Origin of the sequence: Chryseobacterium capnotolerans, from assembly GCF_021278965.1 — a bacterium.
GTDB lineage: Bacteria > Bacteroidota > Bacteroidia > Flavobacteriales > Weeksellaceae > Chryseobacterium > Chryseobacterium capnotolerans.
On the sequence record NZ_CP065589.1, the window covers coordinates 221665 to 241179 of the forward strand.

At 35.3% G+C, this 19515-nt stretch carries 15 protein-coding genes, 1 tRNA gene and 1 pseudogene; 16 read left to right on the forward strand and 1 reads right to left on the reverse strand.

What is annotated here, in order from left to right:
- The first annotated feature begins 129 nt into the window (after positions 1 to 129).
- The 6 genes from H5J24_RS00985 (at position 130) to H5J24_RS01010 (ending at position 7889) form a co-directional block, all read left to right on the forward strand.
- On the forward strand, positions 130 to 810 hold the full coding sequence (locus tag H5J24_RS00985; protein ID WP_068944783.1) for a response regulator transcription factor: 681 nt from the start codon (positions 130 to 132) through the stop codon (positions 808 to 810).
- Positions 811 to 1437 (forward strand): hypothetical protein, encoded by a 627-nt coding sequence (locus tag H5J24_RS00990; protein WP_232815969.1) that lies wholly within the window; start codon positions 811 to 813, stop codon positions 1435 to 1437. It begins immediately after the preceding gene.
- The gene (locus H5J24_RS00995) at positions 1424 to 2176 is read left to right on the forward strand and encodes a sensor histidine kinase (protein ID WP_232815970.1); all 753 of its coding nucleotides are present in this window, start codon (positions 1424 to 1426) and stop codon (positions 2174 to 2176) included. The genes H5J24_RS00990 and H5J24_RS00995 overlap by 14 nt, the downstream gene beginning before the upstream one ends.
- 223 nt (positions 2177 to 2399) lie before the next feature.
- The gene (locus tag H5J24_RS01000) at positions 2400 to 3641 is read left to right on the forward strand and encodes a TolC family protein (RefSeq protein WP_082811291.1); all 1242 of its coding nucleotides are present in this window, start codon (positions 2400 to 2402) and stop codon (positions 3639 to 3641) included.
- A 3-nt stretch (positions 3642 to 3644) separates the two neighbouring features.
- Entirely contained in the window at positions 3645 to 4730 is a 1086-nt protein-coding gene (locus H5J24_RS01005) for an efflux RND transporter periplasmic adaptor subunit (RefSeq protein ID WP_068944781.1), read from the forward strand.
- A gap of 60 nt (positions 4731 to 4790) precedes the next feature.
- A complete protein-coding gene (locus H5J24_RS01010; protein ID WP_068944780.1) occupies positions 4791 to 7889 on the forward strand; it encodes an efflux RND transporter permease subunit in 3099 nt (1032 codons plus the stop codon).
- An 89-nt stretch (positions 7890 to 7978) separates the two neighbouring features.
- Here the strand turns inward: H5J24_RS01010 and H5J24_RS01015 are convergent, their stop codons facing one another.
- Positions 7979 to 9364 (reverse strand): DUF4394 domain-containing protein, encoded by a 1386-nt coding sequence (locus H5J24_RS01015; RefSeq protein ID WP_232815971.1) that lies wholly within the window; start codon positions 9362 to 9364, stop codon positions 7979 to 7981.
- Positions 9365 to 9801: 437 nt separating this feature from the next.
- Between H5J24_RS01015 and tuf the strand changes: the two are divergent.
- The 10 genes and pseudogenes from tuf (at position 9802) to H5J24_RS01070 (ending at position 19492) form a co-directional block, all read left to right on the forward strand.
- Positions 9802 to 11006 (forward strand): annotated as a pseudogene (gene tuf / locus H5J24_RS01020) (elongation factor Tu).
- A 54-nt stretch (positions 11007 to 11060) separates the two neighbouring features.
- Positions 11061 to 11131, forward strand: a tRNA-Trp gene (locus H5J24_RS01025).
- A 12-nt stretch (positions 11132 to 11143) separates the two neighbouring features.
- Positions 11144 to 11350 (forward strand): preprotein translocase subunit SecE, encoded by a 207-nt coding sequence (secE, locus tag H5J24_RS01030; protein ID WP_002976410.1) that lies wholly within the window; start codon positions 11144 to 11146, stop codon positions 11348 to 11350.
- A 21-nt stretch (positions 11351 to 11371) separates the two neighbouring features.
- A complete protein-coding gene (gene nusG, locus H5J24_RS01035; RefSeq protein WP_065395256.1) occupies positions 11372 to 11914 on the forward strand; it encodes a transcription termination/antitermination protein NusG in 543 nt (180 codons plus the stop codon).
- A 160-nt stretch (positions 11915 to 12074) separates the two neighbouring features.
- Positions 12075 to 13382 (forward strand): ISAon1 family transposase, encoded by a 1308-nt coding sequence (locus H5J24_RS01045; RefSeq protein ID WP_429832070.1) that lies wholly within the window; start codon positions 12075 to 12077, stop codon positions 13380 to 13382.
- A gap of 655 nt (positions 13383 to 14037) precedes the next feature.
- A complete protein-coding gene (locus tag H5J24_RS01050) occupies positions 14038 to 14640 on the forward strand; it encodes a hypothetical protein (RefSeq protein WP_228407680.1) in 603 nt (200 codons plus the stop codon).
- Positions 14641 to 14649: 9 nt separating this feature from the next.
- The gene (locus H5J24_RS01055) at positions 14650 to 15288 is read left to right on the forward strand and encodes a hypothetical protein (protein WP_068944777.1); all 639 of its coding nucleotides are present in this window, start codon (positions 14650 to 14652) and stop codon (positions 15286 to 15288) included.
- 7 nt (positions 15289 to 15295) lie between these two features.
- Positions 15296 to 15964 (forward strand): hypothetical protein, encoded by a 669-nt coding sequence (locus tag H5J24_RS01060; RefSeq protein ID WP_068945215.1) that lies wholly within the window; start codon positions 15296 to 15298, stop codon positions 15962 to 15964.
- 208 nt (positions 15965 to 16172) lie between these two features.
- Positions 16173 to 17762 (forward strand): T9SS type A sorting domain-containing protein, encoded by a 1590-nt coding sequence (locus H5J24_RS01065; RefSeq protein WP_082811290.1) that lies wholly within the window; start codon positions 16173 to 16175, stop codon positions 17760 to 17762.
- Between the two features lie 173 nt (positions 17763 to 17935).
- Positions 17936 to 19492 (forward strand): tetratricopeptide repeat protein, encoded by a 1557-nt coding sequence (locus H5J24_RS01070; protein WP_082811289.1) that lies wholly within the window; start codon positions 17936 to 17938, stop codon positions 19490 to 19492.
- Positions 19493 to 19515 lie beyond the last annotated feature (23 nt).

A 19515-nucleotide genomic window follows, 5' to 3' on the forward strand; every position in this document is an offset into this window, starting at 1 on the left:
TTAAATATTATTAAGCAGAGGATAGATTTTATGGTGAAAAAAATTACAGTTTACTATTATTCTCAACTTTTACCTGCAATCAGTAATCATCATAAAAATTTTCGTTACATTCGTGTAAAATAATTTTTGATGAATATTCTTTTATTAGAAGACGATCTCATTCTTTCTGCAGAACTTTGCCGGTTTTTAGAATCCAATCATTTTACCTGCGATAAAATCTATGATGGAGAAACTTTTCTTCGCCAGATTAAAAATAATTCTTATGATCTATACCTGCTTGACATCAATGTTCCCAAAATAAATGGACTGGATGTCTGCCAGACGATTCGTTCTTTTGATAAAAGTACTCCTATCATTATCATCTCCGCCTATGGAGATATTTCGGATAAAAAAGATGCCTTTACCCGATTGGCCGATGATTACCTGGTAAAACCTTTCCAGTTTGAAGAACTTCTTTTAAGGATCAATTCTCTGTTGAGAAGAAAAATGCCTTCAGATACTTCTGATCAGGATATCATCAGAGTGGATGACCTTATCATCAATAAAACAGAACAGAAAGTATATCGTGGAGGAAATGAAATAACCCTTACGTTAAAAGAATTCCAATTATTGGTGTATCTGGCAGAAGCGCAGGGAAGAACTGTTTCCAAACAACAGATTACTGAACATGTGTGGGAACATAACTTCAATACGAATACCAATACAGTAGAGGTATACATTAATTTCTTAAGAAAAAAGATCGACAAAGATTTTAAAATAAAATTGATCCATACCCGTTCCGGTTTTGGATATTATTTAAGCCCATTATAAATGTCTTTAAAAAGAAAGATAGCTTTAACAATCAGTATCGCCTTTTCATTGCTTTTTGGAATGGTGATGGCCGTGATTTATTTATCTTTCAATGATTTCAGAAGGGATGAATTTAAAGAAAGATTCAGACAGAGACTGGAATTTACAACTCATTTTATTTCGAAGTCTAAAGATTTTGAGGAAGAAGCCCCTATTTTTTTCAATGAAAACTCAGATAATATTCTTTTGAATGAAAAGATTTTAATTTTCAATGACCAGAAAGAATTAATCTACAGTACCATTAAAGACCGTAATGTTACCTGGGACAGTGCAATGCTTAAGGAACTGGACAGAAAGAAGATTATTTACACTGAAAAAACCGTTCCTGAGATTTATGCAGCCTTGAGAAACATTAATGGTGAAAACTATTATATTCTTACGAGTGCATTTGACACCAACGGAAAATCAAAGTTAGGATTCCTGAAATATCTTTTGATTACGGCCTATGTAATGAGTACACTCCTTATTGGCTTTTTCAGCTATTACTTTGTGGAAAAGTTTCTTCGTCCTTTGGAAGATCTGAACAAGGAGATTTCAGAAGTGACTGCTCATAAATTAACCACGCAGATCTCCTGTGCAGGAATCTAATGATGAAGTAAATGTTCTTGCAAAATCCTTTAATACGATGATTGTGCGGCTTAATGATGTCTTTCAGTCACAGAAAGATTTTACAGCAAGTGCTTCTCACGAAATAAGGACTCCTATTACAAGAATGGCATTTCAATTGGAAAACCTGATTAAATTTGAAGAACATTCTCCTAAGACATTGTCTTCATTGCAGCAAATCCAGCGGGATGTTTACCAGTTGTCGGATTTGACGAATTCGCTATTATTGCTTACTAAGTTTGATAAAGAAAATATTCAGAGTATTTATGAAGATGTAAGGATAGATGAAGTGATTTTCGAAGCCTTCGAAGGGGTGGAAAAAAGTTATCCGGAGCTTAAGCTGGATTTTCTCATTGCCGAAGAAACTTCTGAAAATGCTTTTCTTACCATTAGCGGGATCCAATCATTATTGGTAATTGTTTTTATTAATTTATTTAAAAATGCAGCGGTTTATTCTGACACTACAGAAGTGAAACTACTGATAACCGAAACGAGCAATAATCTGAGTGTTGACGTGATTTCCCATGGTGCGACCATTTCGGAAGAAGAACAGGCGAAGTTATTTGAAGCTTTTACAAGAGGAAATAATGCTCAGAATATTTCAGGTTCCGGTTTAGGATTGAGAATTGTTAAAAGAATTCTTGAATATCATGATGCAGATATTTTTTATTCTTCTCCTGAAGAGAACATGAATCAATTCACCGTGGTTTTTAAAAAATAAATTTTCATAGTTATTAATTATCCTTAAAAGATGTTACCACTTTAGTTAAACTTCGGATTAAATTTTCAAGTAAAAATTCAATCATTGGAGAAAAATTACATGTCCTATAGGGTAACAATCTTATCTCAAATAGCCTGTTTAAGCTGATTTTAATATTTTTTTAAGCCTCATTTAAGTTTCTTTTAAGCACATCCGAGCAATTTTGTAATTTAAAAAGAAAATAATGAACAGAATTGCAGTGCTGTGCCTGGCCGTTTCCTCATTCATGGCGGCACAACAGCAAATGTCTCTTTTGGACTGCGAAGAAGCCTTCCAGAAGAACAATCTTCAGCTGCTCGCCGAACAATACAACATCAATATGGCTGATGCTGATATCCTGCAGGCCAAGATCTGGGAATTGCCACAATTGAGCGGGCAGTTCAATGCTTACAACCCGCAGGGCAAAAAGTTTTTTGATGTAGGACATTCAAAAGGAGCAGGCATTACCCAGTTAATTTATATGGGAGGCAAAAAGAAAAATGAAATTGCCTTTGCAAAATCAAACAAAGAACTGGCCCAGCTTCAGTTTTCCCAACTTCTTGTGGATTTGAGAGCCCAGCTTCGTACCACTTATTTTAATCTTTATTACGAAAAATTAAAGCTTGACAATACAGATAAGCAATTAGGGTATATGAATGACCTGTTGAGTGCCTATCGTGTACAGTCGGCGAAGGGAAATGTTTCTCTTAAGGATGCGGTAAGGCTGCAAAGCCTCGTCATCCAGCTGAATCATGACAAGCTTGAGATCAATAAAAATATTCTCGGTTTCGAACAGAATTTGAAAGTTCTTACCGGGATTTCAGAAGATATAGAACCTTTGATGCCTGAATCTGAAGCCAAAGAGGCATTGGTGGCCCAGCCTTTTGGGAATGAAGATGAGTTGAAAGCTAAGGCATTGGAAAATAACGCTGATTATCGATATAATTTGAAATTAGTGGATAGCAGTAAGCTTTATGCTCAATGGCAGAAATCAATGAATATACCAGATATTAATGTTGGAGCAGCATGGGATCAAGCCGGAGGAACTTTTAACAATGAAGCGAACCTGACATTAGGGATTCCTTTACCATTATGGAGAGTGAATCAGGGAAATGTGGAAAAAGCCAATTATGCTATTCAGCAGAACCAAAAAAATGCAGACTTTCAGAAACTAACCCTTGAAACCAAAGTACAGGCTGCCTATAAAACCTGGAAAGCACAGTATGATCAGCTCGTAGATATCAAAACAACGGACCTTCAGAATATGGATCTGGTGTATAACGGGATGGTGACCAACTTTAGAAAAGGAAATGTAAATCTCATTGAATTTACTGATTTTATGGACAGCTATCGTGAAACTGCACTTCAGATCTATGATATGAAAAACGAGATTATGCAGGCGGCAGAACAACTTAACCAATTAGTACAAACGAAAATCTTCTATTAAACAATGAAAACTTATATTATCCCAGTATTGATGATTTTATCATTAATAGCTTGCTCAAAAAAAGACGAAGAGAAAACAAACCAGGCTAAAAAAGGTTTTGAACTCAGTAATACCATGTTGAATTCTATCTCTCTGGCAAAAGTTGAACAAAAGAATATAGAAGATGAATACAGCTTTTACGGGAAAATTTCTGCAGATAAAAACAGTTATATAGATGTTTACCCATTGGTAGGTGGAAATGTAATGAGTGTAAATGTAGAACTTGGAGATTATGTAAGAAAAGGGCAGGTACTCGCAACTATCAGAAGTACAGAGCTTGCAGAAATTCAAAAAGACGTGAGTGATGCTAAGACTGACCTTGTAGTAGCTAAAAACAACGTTAGGGTTGCGAAAGAACTCTATGAAGGAAAACTGAATACAGAAAGAGATGTATTGGAAGCAAAAAGCCAGCTTCAGAAGGCCGTAGACCAGTTACAGAGAGCGACCGCAGTAAGCACTGTTTATAATGTGAAATCAGGAAATATATACAGTGTAGTAGCACCTATTAATGGATATATTGTTCAGAAAAGTATCAATAAAGATATGCAGCTTAGAAGCGACCGAAGCGAAAATATCTTCGATGTGGCTAATACAACCAATGTATGGGCAATTATGAACGTTAACGAATCGGATATTGACAAAATCAGCCTTGGAATGAGAGCTCAGGTATCTACTCTCTCTTATCCGGACAAAGTTTTTGATGGAAAAATTGATAAAATATTTAAAATCATTGATCCACAAACCAATGCCATGCAGGCAAGAGTCGTTCTGGATAATGCCAATGGGCTGTTGATCCCGGACAGTAAAGCCACCATAAAAGTTTCCAGCCTGGAAAGCAATACCATGCTGACTGTTCCTTCCAAAGCTGTAATTTTCGATGACAACAAAAGTTTTGTGGTCGTTTTTAAATCCAGAACTGATGTGAAAGTAAGAGAAGTGAAAGTACAGAAACAGGTAGGTGATGTTACTTACATCGCAGATGGTCTTAAAGAAGGAGAAGAAGTAATTACCAATAACCAGCTTTTAATATACCGTTCCCTGAACAGTTAAAATTGAAGTGATTTAAAATAATTCTTTCAACGGCTTTTTTAGGTCATCAATGTATCTATCATGAATAAATTCATAAAAAATATAATCGCTTTTTCATTAAAGAATAAAGCATTTACATTTATCTGGGTGGCTATTTTAGCGATTGCCGGGTTCATAAGTTTCAAAAACATGCCTATTGAAGCTTTTCCGGATGTTACCAATACCCAGATTGTAATCATTACCCAATGGAATGGGCGTAGTGCAGAAGAAGTAGAACGCTTTGTTACTACCCCCATAGAATTGGCCATGAGCCCGGTTCAGAAGAAAACCAGTGTGAGAAGTACCACTATGTTTGGGCTTTCCATTGTTAAAATTCTGTTTGATGATGGGGTGGATGATACTTTTGCCAGAAATCAGGTCAATAACCAATTAAGAACCATTAGCCTTCCTGACGAGGTAGACCCTGAAGTGCAGCCACCCTACGGGCCAACCGGAGAAATTTTCAGATATACACTGGAAAGTAAAACAAAAGATTCCCGTAAACTGCTTACCCTGCAAAACTGGGTGATAGACCGTGCCTTAAGAGGTGTTCCCGGAGTTGCTGATATCAACGTTTTCGGTGGACAGGATAAAGTATTTGAATTAAGTATTGATCCCAGAGCTCTGGATAAATATAATTTAACACCGCTTCAGGTGTATGATGCTGTTACCAAGAGTAACCTGAATGTTGGAGGAGATGTGATCGAAAAAAACGGACAGGCTTATGTGGTAAGGGGAATTGGTTTGGTGAAATCTATTACAGATATCGGAAATATCACCATTCAGAATGATAGCGGAAACCCAGTCTTGGTAAAAAATGTAGCCGAAGTTCATGAAAGCTCTATGCCTAGAGTAGGACAAGCAGCTCTTAACAAACATGATGATACTGTAGAGGGAATTGTGGTGATGAGAAAAGGGGAGAACCCAAGAGAAGTTCTGGTAGGTGTAAAAGCTAAAATCAAAGAACTGAACGAGAAGATTCTTCCGAAAGATGTAAAAATGGTGACTTTCTACGATAGGGATAACCTGATGGATTTCACTACTAAAACCGTAATGCATAACCTGATTGAAGGAATTGTATTGGTAACAGTGATTGTTCTGATCTTTATGGCAGACTGGAGAACCACATTAATCGTTTCTATCATCATTCCTCTATCCTTATTATTTGCCTTTTTATGCCTAAAACTGGCAGGGATGAGTGCCAACCTGCTTTCTTTGGGAGCTGTAGACTTCGGAATTATCATTGACGGAGCCGTCGTCATGGTGGAAGGACTCTTTGTAATGCTCGACCATAAAGCACATCGATATGGAATGGAAAAATTCAACAAACTGGCAAAAGGAGGTTGGATTAAACAAACTGGAACAGGATTAGGTAAAGCCATTTTCTTCTCCAAACTGATTATCATTACATCATTGATCCCGATCTTTTCATTTCAGAAAGTAGAAGGAAAAATGTTTTCTCCTTTAGCCTTTACTTTAGGATTTGCACTCATAGGAGCATTAATATTTACATTAACGCTGGTACCTGTTCTTTCTCATATCCTTCTCAATAAAAATGTAAAGGAAAAAAATAACCCATTTGTTAATTTCTGGGACAGAATTGTATTAAAAGGTTTCAATCTAACCTTTAAGCATAAAAAGACGAGCATGATCGTTGCCATCTCATTCCTTGCAGTGACATTGTTTTCCGGAAAATTCCTTGGAACTGAATTCCTGCCGCAGCTTAATGAAGGTTCTCTTTGGATCACTGCAGAAATGCCCATGAGCTCATCATTGAAGGAGTCTCTAAAAACTGCAGATCTTTTGAAAAAGGATATTATGAGTTTCTCAGAAGTAACCGATGTTCTGGCACAGACAGGAAGAAGTAATGATGGTACAGACCCTAATGGATTTGGATTTGTACAGTTTGCTGTAAACCTTAAACCAAGAGAAGAATGGAAACGAAAAATCACCTATGATGAACTGATTAATGAAATAGATAAAAAACTGAGAAGTTATCAAGGGATTACGTTCAATTATTCACAGCCGATTTCAGATAACGTAGCAGAAGCTGTAGCTGGTTTTAAAGCTGAGAACGGAATCAAGATCTATGGTGATAATTTGGAAACTCTGGATAAACTAGCTCATGAGGTATTATCAAAAATTAAAGATGTTGAAGGAGTAAAAGATCCGGGAATCATTAAAAATATCGGTCAGCCGGAAGTAAGTGTGGTCTTAGACAGAGATAAAATGGCGGCTTATGGAGTCATGCCGGCTGATGCACAGGCTGTATTAGAAATGGCTTTTGGAGGAAAAACAGCTTCCGAAATGTTTGATGGAGAAAGGAAATTTCCGATCCGTCTTCGTTATTCTCAAGAATACAGAACCAACGAGAATGATATTGCAGCTTTGATGGTTCCTACCCAGGATGGTGCAAAAATCCCTTTAAAAGAGATCAGTACTATTGTTAAAGATAATGGTGCGGCATTTATTTACAGGGATAATATCAAAAGATATATTGGCGTAAAATTCTCAATCCGTGATCGTGATTTGGGAAGTACTATTGCTGATGCACAGAAAAAAGTGGCTGCCGTTGAACTTCCGGATGGATATTCCTTAGGCTGGACAGGGCAGTTTGAAAACCAACAGCGTGCTTCACACAGATTGGCACAGGTGGTTCCGGTAAGTATTCTGATGATCTTTTTCCTTTTGTTTATTCTATTTGGAAATATGAAGGATTCACTTCTGGTTTTGGCGAATGTTCCGTTTGCCTTAATAGGAGGTATTATTGCCTTGCATTTTACAGGCATCAATTTCGGAATCTCCGCAGGCGTAGGAATGATTGCCCTTCTGGGGATATGTATACAGAATGGTGTTATTTTGATTACAGAGTTCCATCAGAATGTTAAAAACGGGTTGGATATTGATAATGCCATATTGAGTGGAGTAAAATCCAGAACCAGGCCGGTGATTATGACAGCTTTAATGGCTTCAATAGGACTGATGCCGGCAGCTTTATCTACAGGCATTGGATCCGAATCCCAAAAACCTTTAGCCATTGTCATTATTGGCGGTCTTATTACCGCTACAGTGCTTACTCTGCTTATTTTTCCAATTATCTTCTGGATTTTCAACAGGACGAAAAAGCTCAGTCAAATTTAGATTATCTTTCATTTATATTAGTAAGAAGTGCGGAAAACAAAGTTTTCCGCACTTCTGCATTATTGAAATAAAATAGGATGAGTTTAAGTTTAAAATCCTAATCCCACTGTGAAAGCTTTTATGGTATTTGGATAATCTGAAACTGAAGTAGCAGCTCCTGTTGCTGTATTAATAGAGTAAATTTTTGTAGATGAACCTATGGATGCTGCTAAATAGGCTTTTTGGCTCATGCTTCCAATATCGAAACCATTAGCACTTGTAATATTAATTCCTAAAGAGCCTGTTTCTAATAAATTTCCGTTATTAGGAGGATTTTGCTGATATAATTTATCTGTATTGTGATCAATGACAAATAGAGTAGTAGCAGTACTTCCCGCAGAATTATTAGTATAAGCAGCTGCGCTTATCAGGGGACTTCCTGGATTTAATGCAAGATCTACAGCAGCAACTGTTCCGTCGTTAGGATTTAGGCGAAGATTCTGTCCTGTATTGCTTACTACCCTTATTCTGTCCACGGTAGGATTGAAATCGAAACCAAAATCTGTTCCGGAAAGCAAAGTAGAAAAAGGTGAAGTGCCTACAGCTGTAGCAGCACCTGTTCCCAAATTGATGGTATAAATTCTACTTGAACTTCCCAATGCATACAACTGTCCGTTTACAGGGCGGAAATCTATTCCTAAAATATTTTCACCACTTTGTAATCCAGCCACCGTCTTGGAAACAGGCATTGGACTGTTTGGATTGAAAATTTGGAGATTATTAGAATTGTCAATGGCATAGGCTACCGGTTCTGTAGGAATGGCAATATCAATAAGAGCTTGCTGAAGAAAACCTACAAATGTTGCTTTCCCATTATTAAGATCCAGAACATGCAATTTATCACTGAAAGCTAATAGAGCAGTACTGTTATCAAATTTAATATCAAAAGCAGCCTGCCCTGTAAAAGTGGTTCCCACGCTTCCCACTTCCACTAAAGTTCCATTATTGGGAGGATCTTGTTTATATAATTTTCCTAATACCGGATCAATATCATAGAGTATAGTTGAAGCAGTCCCTGCTTTACTGTTTGTGTAAGCTAATCCTGCTATTGAAGGGCCTTCTGTTCCGTTAATATTAGTATCAATAGCGGCAGTAGCTCCTGTTTCCGGATGTATACGCAGATTTTGTCCGGTATTACTCACCAGACGAATTCTGTCAACAGTAGGATTGAAATCAATTGAAGCTATTGTCCCCGAAATCAAAGGAGTAAATGCTGTTGAACTTACAGGTCTTGCTGAAGCGTTGGATGTATTGATTATATACAATTTGCTGGCATTTGATAATGCATATAATTCTCCTGTTGCAGGCCTGAAATCTATGCTTAACAATTTTTCTCCCGATACAACACCTGTTACAGCTGTTTTTGAGGTGAAGGTTTTCGGATTATTAGAATTAAAATAAACAAGCTCATTCATTGCTGTTATTCCGTATACCATAAGATTGGGACCCTGAGGGATGTTTTCTGACTTATAGCTTTCATCTGAATTGTCACACGAAAAAAAAAGTTGTAATGATAAACAGAGCCAAGTAGATGTGTAATAATTTTCTCATAATATTAATATTAGTTGTTGTTTTTGTATCTACGAGAAAAAGATAAAAATGGATTTACTGATAGACATATTTAAGTTTTTTGCCTATATATTGTATTCATAATTAGTAAGATAGTTTATATTTTTAATAAAACATTTCTAAGGATTTTTTTCAATAAAGAAAAATGTGTAAATTTGCAGTCTCAATGCATCGAAATATAAGGTTTGTCCTTCATTGGATGAGAATATTGAAAGTTTTTTGAATAAAAAGTTTTTGGTATTTAAAAATTCATTATATTTGCACACCGAAAATTTGAAAAACAATAAATAAATAATTTTAAATCATGGCAAAGGAAACGTTTAATCGTAACAAACCACACTTGAACATTGGTACTATTGGTCACGTTGACCATGGTAAAACTACTCTTACAGCTGCTATTTCTGCTGTATTAGCTAGCAAAGGTCTTGCTGAGAAAAAAGACTTCTCTTCAATTGACTCTGCTCCAGAAGAAAAAGAAAGAGGGATCACTATCAATACTGCTCACATCGAGTATGAAACTGTAAAAAGACACTATGCTCACGTTGACTGTCCAGGTCACGCCGACTATGTTAAGAACATGGTAACTGGTGCTGCTCAGATGGATGGAGCTATCGTAGTATGTGCTGCAACTGATGGTCCAATGCCTCAAACTAGAGAACATATCCTACTTTGCCGTCAGGTAAACGTACCTAAGATCGTTGTTTTCATGAACAAAGTTGACATGGTGGATGATCCAGAATTGTTAGAGCTTGTTGAAATGGAACTTAGAGATCTATTAGCTACTTATGACTTTGATGGAGATAACTCTCCAGTAATCCAAGGTTCAGCTCTTGGAGCACTTACTGCAGCTACTAACGGTGACTCAGAAGATAAGTGGTTCAAAACTGTTGAAGCTCTTATGGATGCAGTTGATGAGTGGATCGATGAGCCAGTAAGAGATACTGATAAGCCATTCTTGATGCCAATCGAAGACGTATTCTCTATTACAGGTAGAGGTACTGTAGCAACTGGTAGAATCGAGGCTGGTGTAATCAACACTGGTGATCCAGTTGATATCGTTGGTATGGGTGAAGAAAAATTAACTTCTACTATTACAGGAGTTGAGATGTTCAGAAAAATCCTAGACAGAGGTGAAGCTGGTGATAACGTAGGTCTATTGTTGAGAGGTATTGAAAAAACTGACATCAAGAGAGGTATGGTAATCGCTAAGAAAGATTCTGTGAAGCCACACAAAAATTCAAAGCATCTGTTTATATCCTTTCTAAAGAAGAAGGTGGACGTCACACTCCATTCCACAACAAGTACCGTCCTCAGTTCTACGTAAGAACTACTGACGTTACAGGTGAGATCTTCTTACCAGAAGGTGTAGAAATGGTAATGCCTGGTGATAACTTAGAGATCACTGTAGAATTGTTACAACCAATCGCTCTTAACGAGGGTCTTAGATTCGCGATCAGAGAAGGTGGTAGAACAGTTGGTTCAGGTCAGGTTACTGAAATCTTAGACTAATCATCTTAAAATAAATTAAGCTTCCGAAAGGAAACTCTCGGAAGCTTTTTAACTACGGGCATCGTCCAATGGTAGGATACCGGTCTCCAAAACCGTTGATCAGGGTTCGAATCCTTGTGCCCGTGCAAATATAAATTATGAGTTCATTTGTCGATTTTTTAAAAGGTTCTTATAACGAATTCAGACATAAAGTTGAATGGCCAAAATGGGCTGACCTTCAGTCGTCTACAATTGTAGTAACTATTGCGACAGTGATCTTGGCTTTATTTACTTTTGGAGTTGATGAATTGTTTTCTAAAGCAATCAGCAACATCATTGGTATGCTAATCAACTTGTTCAATTAATTATAAAAGTATTTTCCCAAAATGAGCGAATTGAAATGGTATGTGCTGAAAGCAATCAGCGGACAGGAAAATAAAGTGAAAAACTATATTGAGACAGAAATCAAACGTTTAGGGTTTGAGCAGTACGTTACTCAAGTGGTTATTCCTATGGAAAAGGTTATTCAAATTAGAAACGGTAAGAAAGTTCCTAAAGAAAGACCTTACTATCCTGGATACTTGATGATTGAAGCTGAACTGATGGGAGAGATTCCTCACGTGATCAAAAACATCCCAGGTGTTATTTCTTTCTTAAGTTTAACAAAAGGAGGTGATCCTGTTCCAATGAGAAAATCAGAAGTGAACAGAATGCTTGGAAGAATGGATGAACTTTCAGAATTCGCAAGCGACGTTGAGATTCCATATGTAGTAGGTGAAAACGTAAAAGTGATCGATGGTCCTTTCAACGGATTCAATGGTACAGTTGAGAAGATTCTTGAAGACAAAAAGAAAATTGAAGTTTCTGTATTGATCTTCGGTAGAAAAACTCCAATGGAACTAAGCTACATGCAGGTAGAAAAAGTATAATACTTACTTATATAAAATATAGAAAGACCACTTAATAGTGGTCTTTTTTCGTTTATTTCTATTCTCGAAAACTGATTATTAGGATCATATCAAGAACAAGCTATAAATCGGATCAGTCTCAAAAGTTGGGGGGAATGTTAAGTTGGTGTATCTTTGAATTATGTTAAGCGATCAGGAACTTCTTAAATTACTACTTCCAGAATTTTTAGTTGAAAACTTTGATATCCTCAAAGCAGAAGAACATAATGGTGAACTTCATATCTATTTTGAAGAAAAAAACAGTATTCCACAAGAATTTAAAGAACGGCAGTTGGAATCAAAGGGTTTTCTCGCTGAGATTATTGTTGATGATTATCCATTACGGGGTAAAATCGTAAAACTCCATGTGAAAAGAAGAAGATGGACCGATAGGTCATCAGGAGAAATCCTTCAAAGAGATTGGCAGCTTGTATCGAAAGGCACCCGCATGACTAAAGACTTTGCGGGTTTCTTAAAAAAATTAGCCGATACTAAAGCTCTTCCCCTGAAGGTCATCGCAGAGTTCTTTGGAGTTAAGGCAAAGACTTTTCAAAGACAATATAAAAATACACTCAGCCAATACAAAGACTGGAAATACAGAGATCATGCAGATCAGTGGGTTGTTTATCCTGACAATCTTTCAGATTCTTTATCTTTAGATGAAGTGGCTTTATCTGATGGAGAACTTTATACAGTCCTTACCTCTAAGAAAGCAAAAGGACAAAAAGGTAGTATTGTGGCTATTATAAAAGGTACTCAGAGTGATTTTATCATAGAGCATCTTTTGAAAATCAACAGAAGGCTTCGGATGATGGTAAAAGAGATTACTTTGGATATGGCCGGTTCAATGAAGCGTATTGCGAAAAGATGCTTTCCCAATGCCTGCCTGGTGGTAGACCGTTTTCATGTTCAAAAGCTAGCGATAGAAGCTCTGCAGGAAATCAGGATCAAATATCGTTGGGAAGCTATTGAAATGGAAAATTCTTTTGAAGAGCAATATCCTGAAAGGCAAGTCTTTGAAAACGGAGATACCCGGAAACAACTTCTGGCAAGAAGCAGATACCTGCTTTATAAAAGCCGGGAAAAATGGACTTTATCCCAAAGGCAGAGAGCCTGTATCCTTTTTGCTGAATATCCTGATCTGGAACAAGCTTATCAGTTAACGGATAAACTTAGAAAAATTTATAATCAGAATATTTCAAAATCTATTGCGATGACTAAGCTGGCGCATTGGTTCAAAAACGTTGAAGAAGCCGGATTTAAATCGTTTTCTATCTTAAGAAAAACAGTAATGAATCATTACAGAGATATTTTAAACTTCTTTGATAAAAGAAGCACTAATGCTTCTGCTGAATCTTTTAATGCGAAGATCAAAAACTTTAGATTACAGCTTAGGGGTGTAAAAGACAAAACTTTCTTTCTTTTCAGATTAACCAAACTTTTTGCTTAGCCCCCAACTTTTGTACCTGATCCTATAAATCTTAGGAGCATTGGAGAAATGATAGCATTCAAAAGAGACTGAATGATATCATTAGCCCGTCTTTTCAGTGTATTCATAACCCCAAGCAATTTTAATGGTTTGAACAGTTTATCAAACCAAGCTGCAGATTCTCTCTTTGCTTCCTAATAAATGTAATACCATCAACTTTTTAAACTGATTCGTATTTTACTATTTTAAATGGTTGTCAACTGCATTATTTTCTATAATAATTCAATATTAATAAAAAACCAACCGTTTTTATCTTGTTGTTTAAATTTTTTGTAATTTTTAATTATTTATTTTGTGAAATATATAAATAAGCTAAGGCTTGTTAACCGCTTCTATAGAGCACTTTGCTCTAATTTAATTTTCACTTTTAGGGGATAATTGTCGCTTTCCCCCTATGTTTAAAGGGTTTTTTAGAGATAAATCTAATTTTGCTGGCATAGTTCTTGTAACTTATTGAGCAATCAACCCATAAAACTTATTGTTTTTCTCATTCAGTACACTGTTTACAGGCGTACAGCACATTTAGTGTTTTTAATTAAACCTAAACTGTGATTAAAGAGGTGTGGTTGATAGAACCCTTACAAGCACATAACCGACAATGACAAAAATTATTTCGATGATCCTTTTAATAGGTTCAGCAGTTTTGACGAGCGCACAAGTAGGAATTAATACTGCAAAACCTGAAAAAGAATTAACAGTAAATGGTACGATGAAGACATCCGGTATTGTTTTCAAAAAGCCTATGGAGAAATTGGGCGCTGATGAAAATTATACATTTATTATTAAATCCCCCGCACCGGAAAATAAAATTACGGCTTACAATGATAGTTTTGTACCGAATTCTCCGGCACCAATCAATATCATTCAGTTTAAAATTACCTGTGATCCCTCAGATAAGGATTGGGTAAATGAATTTGATACCAAGATTAATTCTAAAAAATTTCTAGTGGTAATTTCTTCCTTTGGATTTACACAGCCTGTAAGAACAAGTACTGCAGACTGGCTGACCCCGGTTCCTCAGATATTTGCTTATTCAACAGGAAGCACCTGGAAATTAAAAGCGGATTATGAAGGATTTTCCCCAACTTCTAATCTGCCAACCGGAGAATGGACCCTTAATTTGTTGGTTTATGACAGATCTTATGCAAAAGAAATCAACTCAACTCAGGATTTAAAATCTTCTACAACAGGTGCTGCCGTAGCTCCTTTAATTCAATAAAACATTAAAATGAAAAAAATTATAACATTATTCTTTGTCGCGTTAGCTTCTTTAGGCCTGAAAGCGCAAGTAGGAATTAATACAGCCAATCCAAAAGGAACTCTTGATGTAGAAGGGGAGACTTTAGTAGAATCTTATCTTATTGACACAGAAAATGTGACGGCAAGAGGAAATTACTTATTGCTTACCCGTTCAAAAGATACTTCTCCCGTAGGAAAAGTAAAGCTTCTTGATATTACGCTTCGTAATGTAGCACCAGTAAATATGTATACTGTAGTTTTAAAAAACGTTAAACAGGATGAAGTTGTCAACCTAAATACAGGATTGGATGCTGATAAATATGTTGTAGCAATTACAGGAGCTGTTTTTAGTGGAGCGGTTTCTGCAACAACAACATCTACTTCGAGATTATACGGAGCTTATTCTACTGAAGTAACGAAGGTGCAAAAAGGAGGAAAAAATTATCAGGCTATTAACCTAAGTTTTAAAGGGGCAAGTACGGTTTCTTCACAAAACGGAACCTGGACACTAACATTAAATGTATTTGAAAAATCTCTGATAAAGGACTGGGGAACATTTGACGGATCGGTATCTGCCGCAGCGTCTTTTTCCGGAGTATCAACTAATACGCCTCTTGGGCTTCAATAACAAAAACATGATAAGAAAAATTTATATTACAATGATGATAGGTTTGGGTATATTTTTGAATGCTCAGACCGGTAAAGTAGGAATCAAAACAGATAAACCTACGGAAACACTTGATGTAAACGGAAAAACATATACCAACTCTCTATATCTGAGAAATCCGGGAGAACCTACTATGACAGGAGGTAGCTTTCTGGCAACATCAGAAAATGCATTGCAGATTTATGACCCGAATTTAGAAAGCAGTGGATTATTCAATTATATCAAACTTACCCTTACTAATGTTTCAGGCGAAGGGATTGCAGATTATGATACTAAAATAGATGTCAATAACTTCCTTGTTGTACTTCACAACTACTCTTTTAAACTTAGCAATGGTAATACTAATGTTATGCTTGATTATGGTAATAATGGAGTGAATGATAACAAACAGGGATCTCCTGATGTAGTAGCATTTAAAAGTGGGGGAACCTGGCACATCAGAGCAAAATTTACAGACAGTAGAATTATTGCCAATATTTCAGGTGGTCCATCCAGAACGTATAACAACTTTACGGTAGATCTTTATCTGATGGCCTATAAAAGACTTATCACAAAGCATAATATCAGTGATGTTAATGCTGATCTGGGAGGAGCTAATGGCTCTACGCAAACCATTAATAAACCAGCCGGTTTTTAAATAGTAAACACAAAAATATGTATAAAGGAAAAACCAGACTATATCTCAATAGTCTGGTTTTTTATGGTAATATATCATCGCATGGATGTTCTGAATGAAACTAATTGCTGAAATTCAGTTGAATATATTCTTAATTAACAGAAAACTGATTGTATAATATGTGCAGAATATGTAAATTAGAAATATAAACCAAATACAAATTTTAAAGATGAAAAATTATTTACTCTTCTTCTTTTTTTGTGTAAATATAGTATTTGCACAAATGAGTCTGGTCAATATTACTAATTATTGTACAAATCCTAATGTAACCGGAACTTCAATTAATTATACCAATTTTGAAGAAATAGGAAATCTTTTATTGTATCGTACTCCGGGTGATTGCTATTCAACAGCTCCTGAAGGTGCACCATTTAAGATTTGGGCCTATGACGGAATAAATGCACCTTATAGGCTTAAGTTTCCTGATGGAAATGATTTTACCAGTTTACGTAATTTAAAAGATAATGATATCCTTAAAGTAAATGGAAAAGTATACCTGAACTGTATCGCAGCAGATAATTCTAAAACTGGACTATATGTGTTTGACCCTAATGTATCATCTACCTATTTATCAAAGGTTGTAAGTGATAACTTCCCTTATAATTGCAAAGATTTTGAGTCACTGGCAAAATATAATAATGGTATTGTTTATCAGTCTAATATTAACGAAAACTGCTTTTATAATCCTTCTACAAATGCTTCCATACAGCTATTTACGAATGTCAGAGATGGAAATTTTAGCTATGGAGGACGTTATTTTAGTAATGCTGAATTAAATGGTAACTTTTATTTTACAGCAATAAACGATGAGTATACTGGGATGGAGATCAAAAAGTACAACTTTGGTACCAATACCTCTCAAGTTATTGCTAGTACTGCTACAACAATAAGTCTTTATCCAAATGGTAAAACTGTTTTTTCAAATAAACTATATTATATCAATAAGAAAGATAATACCGGAGTAGAAATATTCCAATATGATGGTAATATTGAGACGTGTTTGGATATCAATCCGGGAGCAGGATCATCATATCCCAATTTATTAACTGTCGTAAACAATAAAATGTACTTCACATGTCATTATAACAATAAGTATTATTTGTATAAATATGATGGTAATAATCCACCGGAAATTATAGATGAAAGTAATTTTAATCTTATGGACTACTATTCGGGAATGTGTGAGATCAATAACGAGCTGTATCTGGTTAAATCTTATAGTATTTCAGGTGGTGGAATTAATACCAACCTATATAAGTATTCTGAAAACAGCAATGCTTTAGTTCTGTTAAATACATTTACTAATTTTACAACTGCTATTACTAATTGGGACTTTACTATGGCATTTTATGGGCCAATACCCCAGTTTTATGAGAATAAACGCGGCTATCTTATTAGTTTTAATAACGAACTTTATATAGTTGGAAGTAAATTGAATGCTGCTGGTTCTGTAATCGGAGCTAGTAATGATATCTGGAAGATTGATAATGGAACTTTAAAAACGTCAGAAATAAATTTAGATCAGAATATTATAAAATATTATCCAAATCCAACGAAAAATGATGTGAATATTGATCTTGACAAAAGCTATGGATCGATAGATGTTCATATTACAGCAGCTGATGGAAAAGTAATGAAAAAGCAGACTTTTTCAAACAGCAGCAAAATAAAAGTTAAGCTTCCCCACCCGAGTGGAGTGTATTATATCACATTACTATATGATAACAAAAGCTCAACGCATAAAATTATTAAAGAATAAGCAGAGACTTTTAAAAGAATTTTTCAGGATAACCAAAAAGACCATTTATTACAGATGGTCTTTTGCTTTTTTTGTATAATATTTTGAATACATTATTATTTTGATTGTGGAGTAGTGGATTATTTATTGTTTTTTCAAATGATTTTATAATTTTATATGGAATTATATATAAAATGGGGAAACGATTACCTTTTATAGGGTTGTTATTATTTTCACTTGTCCTGTGCTTTGGACAGAAGAAAGAATATGAGCAATATATGAATACTGCTGATGAGCTTAAGTTTAAGGATTGGAAAAAGGCAGAAGCTAATATACAGCGGGCAAGGAATAGTGTTCCTGATAATGATTTGGGAGATTTTTATCTGGAGGCCGCAAAAATTTACAGTGATGTAAACTATTTTGATCTGGCATTGGATTACTCAAATAAGGCATATCATTTATTTTGGGGAAAAGATGAAGAGAAAACAGCTAAAATAGATGGAATTTTCGCTTATACCTACTCTCAACTTAATGATACAAAGAAAGCTGTTACTTATTATAAAAAGCTTTTGAGCTTTTATCAAAAGAAAAAACAACATACAGAAACCATCAAGGCGCTTAATAATTTAGGGAATGCTTATTTGGTACTGTCAAAACTGGATTCATCAAGATATTATTTTGAAGAAGGTTTGAAATCTTTTGAAACATTTGATAATCCTGTTTTAAAGGCATTTGTGTTTTCAAATTTTGGTAAGCTTAATTTTTTGGAAGGCAATACGATCAAGGCAGAAGATTATCTGCTTGAAGCCAATGCTATTTTAAAGAAAAATACTATTGATGATCACAAATCAAATTATCAGGTTAATTACAATCTGGCCAACTTTTATATAGAAACACAAAATCCAGGAAAAGCTTTGGTATATGCTCAAAATGTGGGTAAGTATATGACATCTGATGGAGTAAACTTTGATAATACCAATTATTTAAGGACCCTATACAAAGCTTATCAGCTGAATAAGGATTATAAGCATGCTGTAGAAACCTTTAAAAAATATGATTCTATCCGGGATTTGTTGAATATTGAAGAAAAAGCTGTAAACGTAGAAAGATTGAAGGTGCAGCATGATTACGAACTTCAGAAAAGGCTGGATAAAATAGAGCAGGATAAAAAGAACATGCTGTATATAGTTATAGCTATAATTCTTTTGCTGCTTGTGGCTATTAGTGTTTTGTTGCTTATTAATTTCAGAAACAAAGCTGAAAAGCTCCGTCTTGAAAAGAAATTGATTGAAAATCGTGAAAAGCAGCTTGAAATAGATAACCAGATGAAAGAAAAATTGCTGGTTTATAAATCTATGGAGCAATCCAAAATAGAAGAGATCTTCAAATCATTACTGGAGCAGATAAATGTTTTGAAGTCTAAACTTAAAGACAGTGAGATCAATGAGGTCTCCAGAATTATCAATGAAATTAAACTGAATACAAAGAATGATTCATGGGGAGATTTTGAATACCATTTTCTGAATATCCACGAATCCTTTTACAAAAATCTGGATCGAAAACATCCTGGACTAACCAATTATGATAAACGACTCGCGGCAATGTTGAAACTCAAATTATCAACAAAAGAAATTTCAAACCTCTTGAATGTAACCCCAAAAACAATTGAAAATTCAAGAACACGTTTAAGAAAAAAAATGAATCTTACGAATACAAAAGAAGATCTTGCTCAATATTTGAATGAATTGTAATTTTCTGTATTTCAGTATTTTGT

What these genes read in the sequence shown, in the direction of transcription:
- nusG (WP_065395256.1), top strand. Translation starts at nt 11,372, where the DNA reads ATGAGCGAATTGAAATGGTATGTGCTGAAAGCAATCAGCGGACAGGAA.
- H5J24_RS01015 (WP_232815971.1), bottom strand. Translation starts at nt 9,364, where the DNA reads ATGGTATACGGAATAACAGCAATGAATGAGCTTGTTTATTTTAATTCT.
- H5J24_RS01045 (WP_429832070.1), top strand. Translation starts at nt 12,075, where the DNA reads ATGTTAAGCGATCAGGAACTTCTTAAATTACTACTTCCAGAATTTTTA.
- H5J24_RS01010 (WP_068944780.1), top strand. Translation starts at nt 4,791, where the DNA reads ATGAATAAATTCATAAAAAATATAATCGCTTTTTCATTAAAGAATAAA.
- H5J24_RS01065 (WP_082811290.1), top strand. Translation starts at nt 16,173, where the DNA reads ATGAAAAATTATTTACTCTTCTTCTTTTTTTGTGTAAATATAGTATTT.
- H5J24_RS01050 (WP_228407680.1), top strand. Translation starts at nt 14,038, where the DNA reads ATGATCCTTTTAATAGGTTCAGCAGTTTTGACGAGCGCACAAGTAGGA.
- H5J24_RS01060 (WP_068945215.1), top strand. Translation starts at nt 15,296, where the DNA reads ATGATAAGAAAAATTTATATTACAATGATGATAGGTTTGGGTATATTT.
- H5J24_RS01005 (WP_068944781.1), top strand. Translation starts at nt 3,645, where the DNA reads ATGAAAACTTATATTATCCCAGTATTGATGATTTTATCATTAATAGCT.
- H5J24_RS01070 (WP_082811289.1), top strand. Translation starts at nt 17,936, where the DNA reads ATGGGGAAACGATTACCTTTTATAGGGTTGTTATTATTTTCACTTGTC.
- H5J24_RS01055 (WP_068944777.1), top strand. Translation starts at nt 14,650, where the DNA reads ATGAAAAAAATTATAACATTATTCTTTGTCGCGTTAGCTTCTTTAGGC.
- H5J24_RS01000 (WP_082811291.1), top strand. Translation starts at nt 2,400, where the DNA reads ATGAACAGAATTGCAGTGCTGTGCCTGGCCGTTTCCTCATTCATGGCG.
- H5J24_RS00990 (WP_232815969.1), top strand. Translation starts at nt 811, where the DNA reads ATGTCTTTAAAAAGAAAGATAGCTTTAACAATCAGTATCGCCTTTTCA.
- secE (WP_002976410.1), top strand. Translation starts at nt 11,144, where the DNA reads ATGAGTTCATTTGTCGATTTTTTAAAAGGTTCTTATAACGAATTCAGA.
- H5J24_RS00985 (WP_068944783.1), top strand. Translation starts at nt 130, where the DNA reads ATGAATATTCTTTTATTAGAAGACGATCTCATTCTTTCTGCAGAACTT.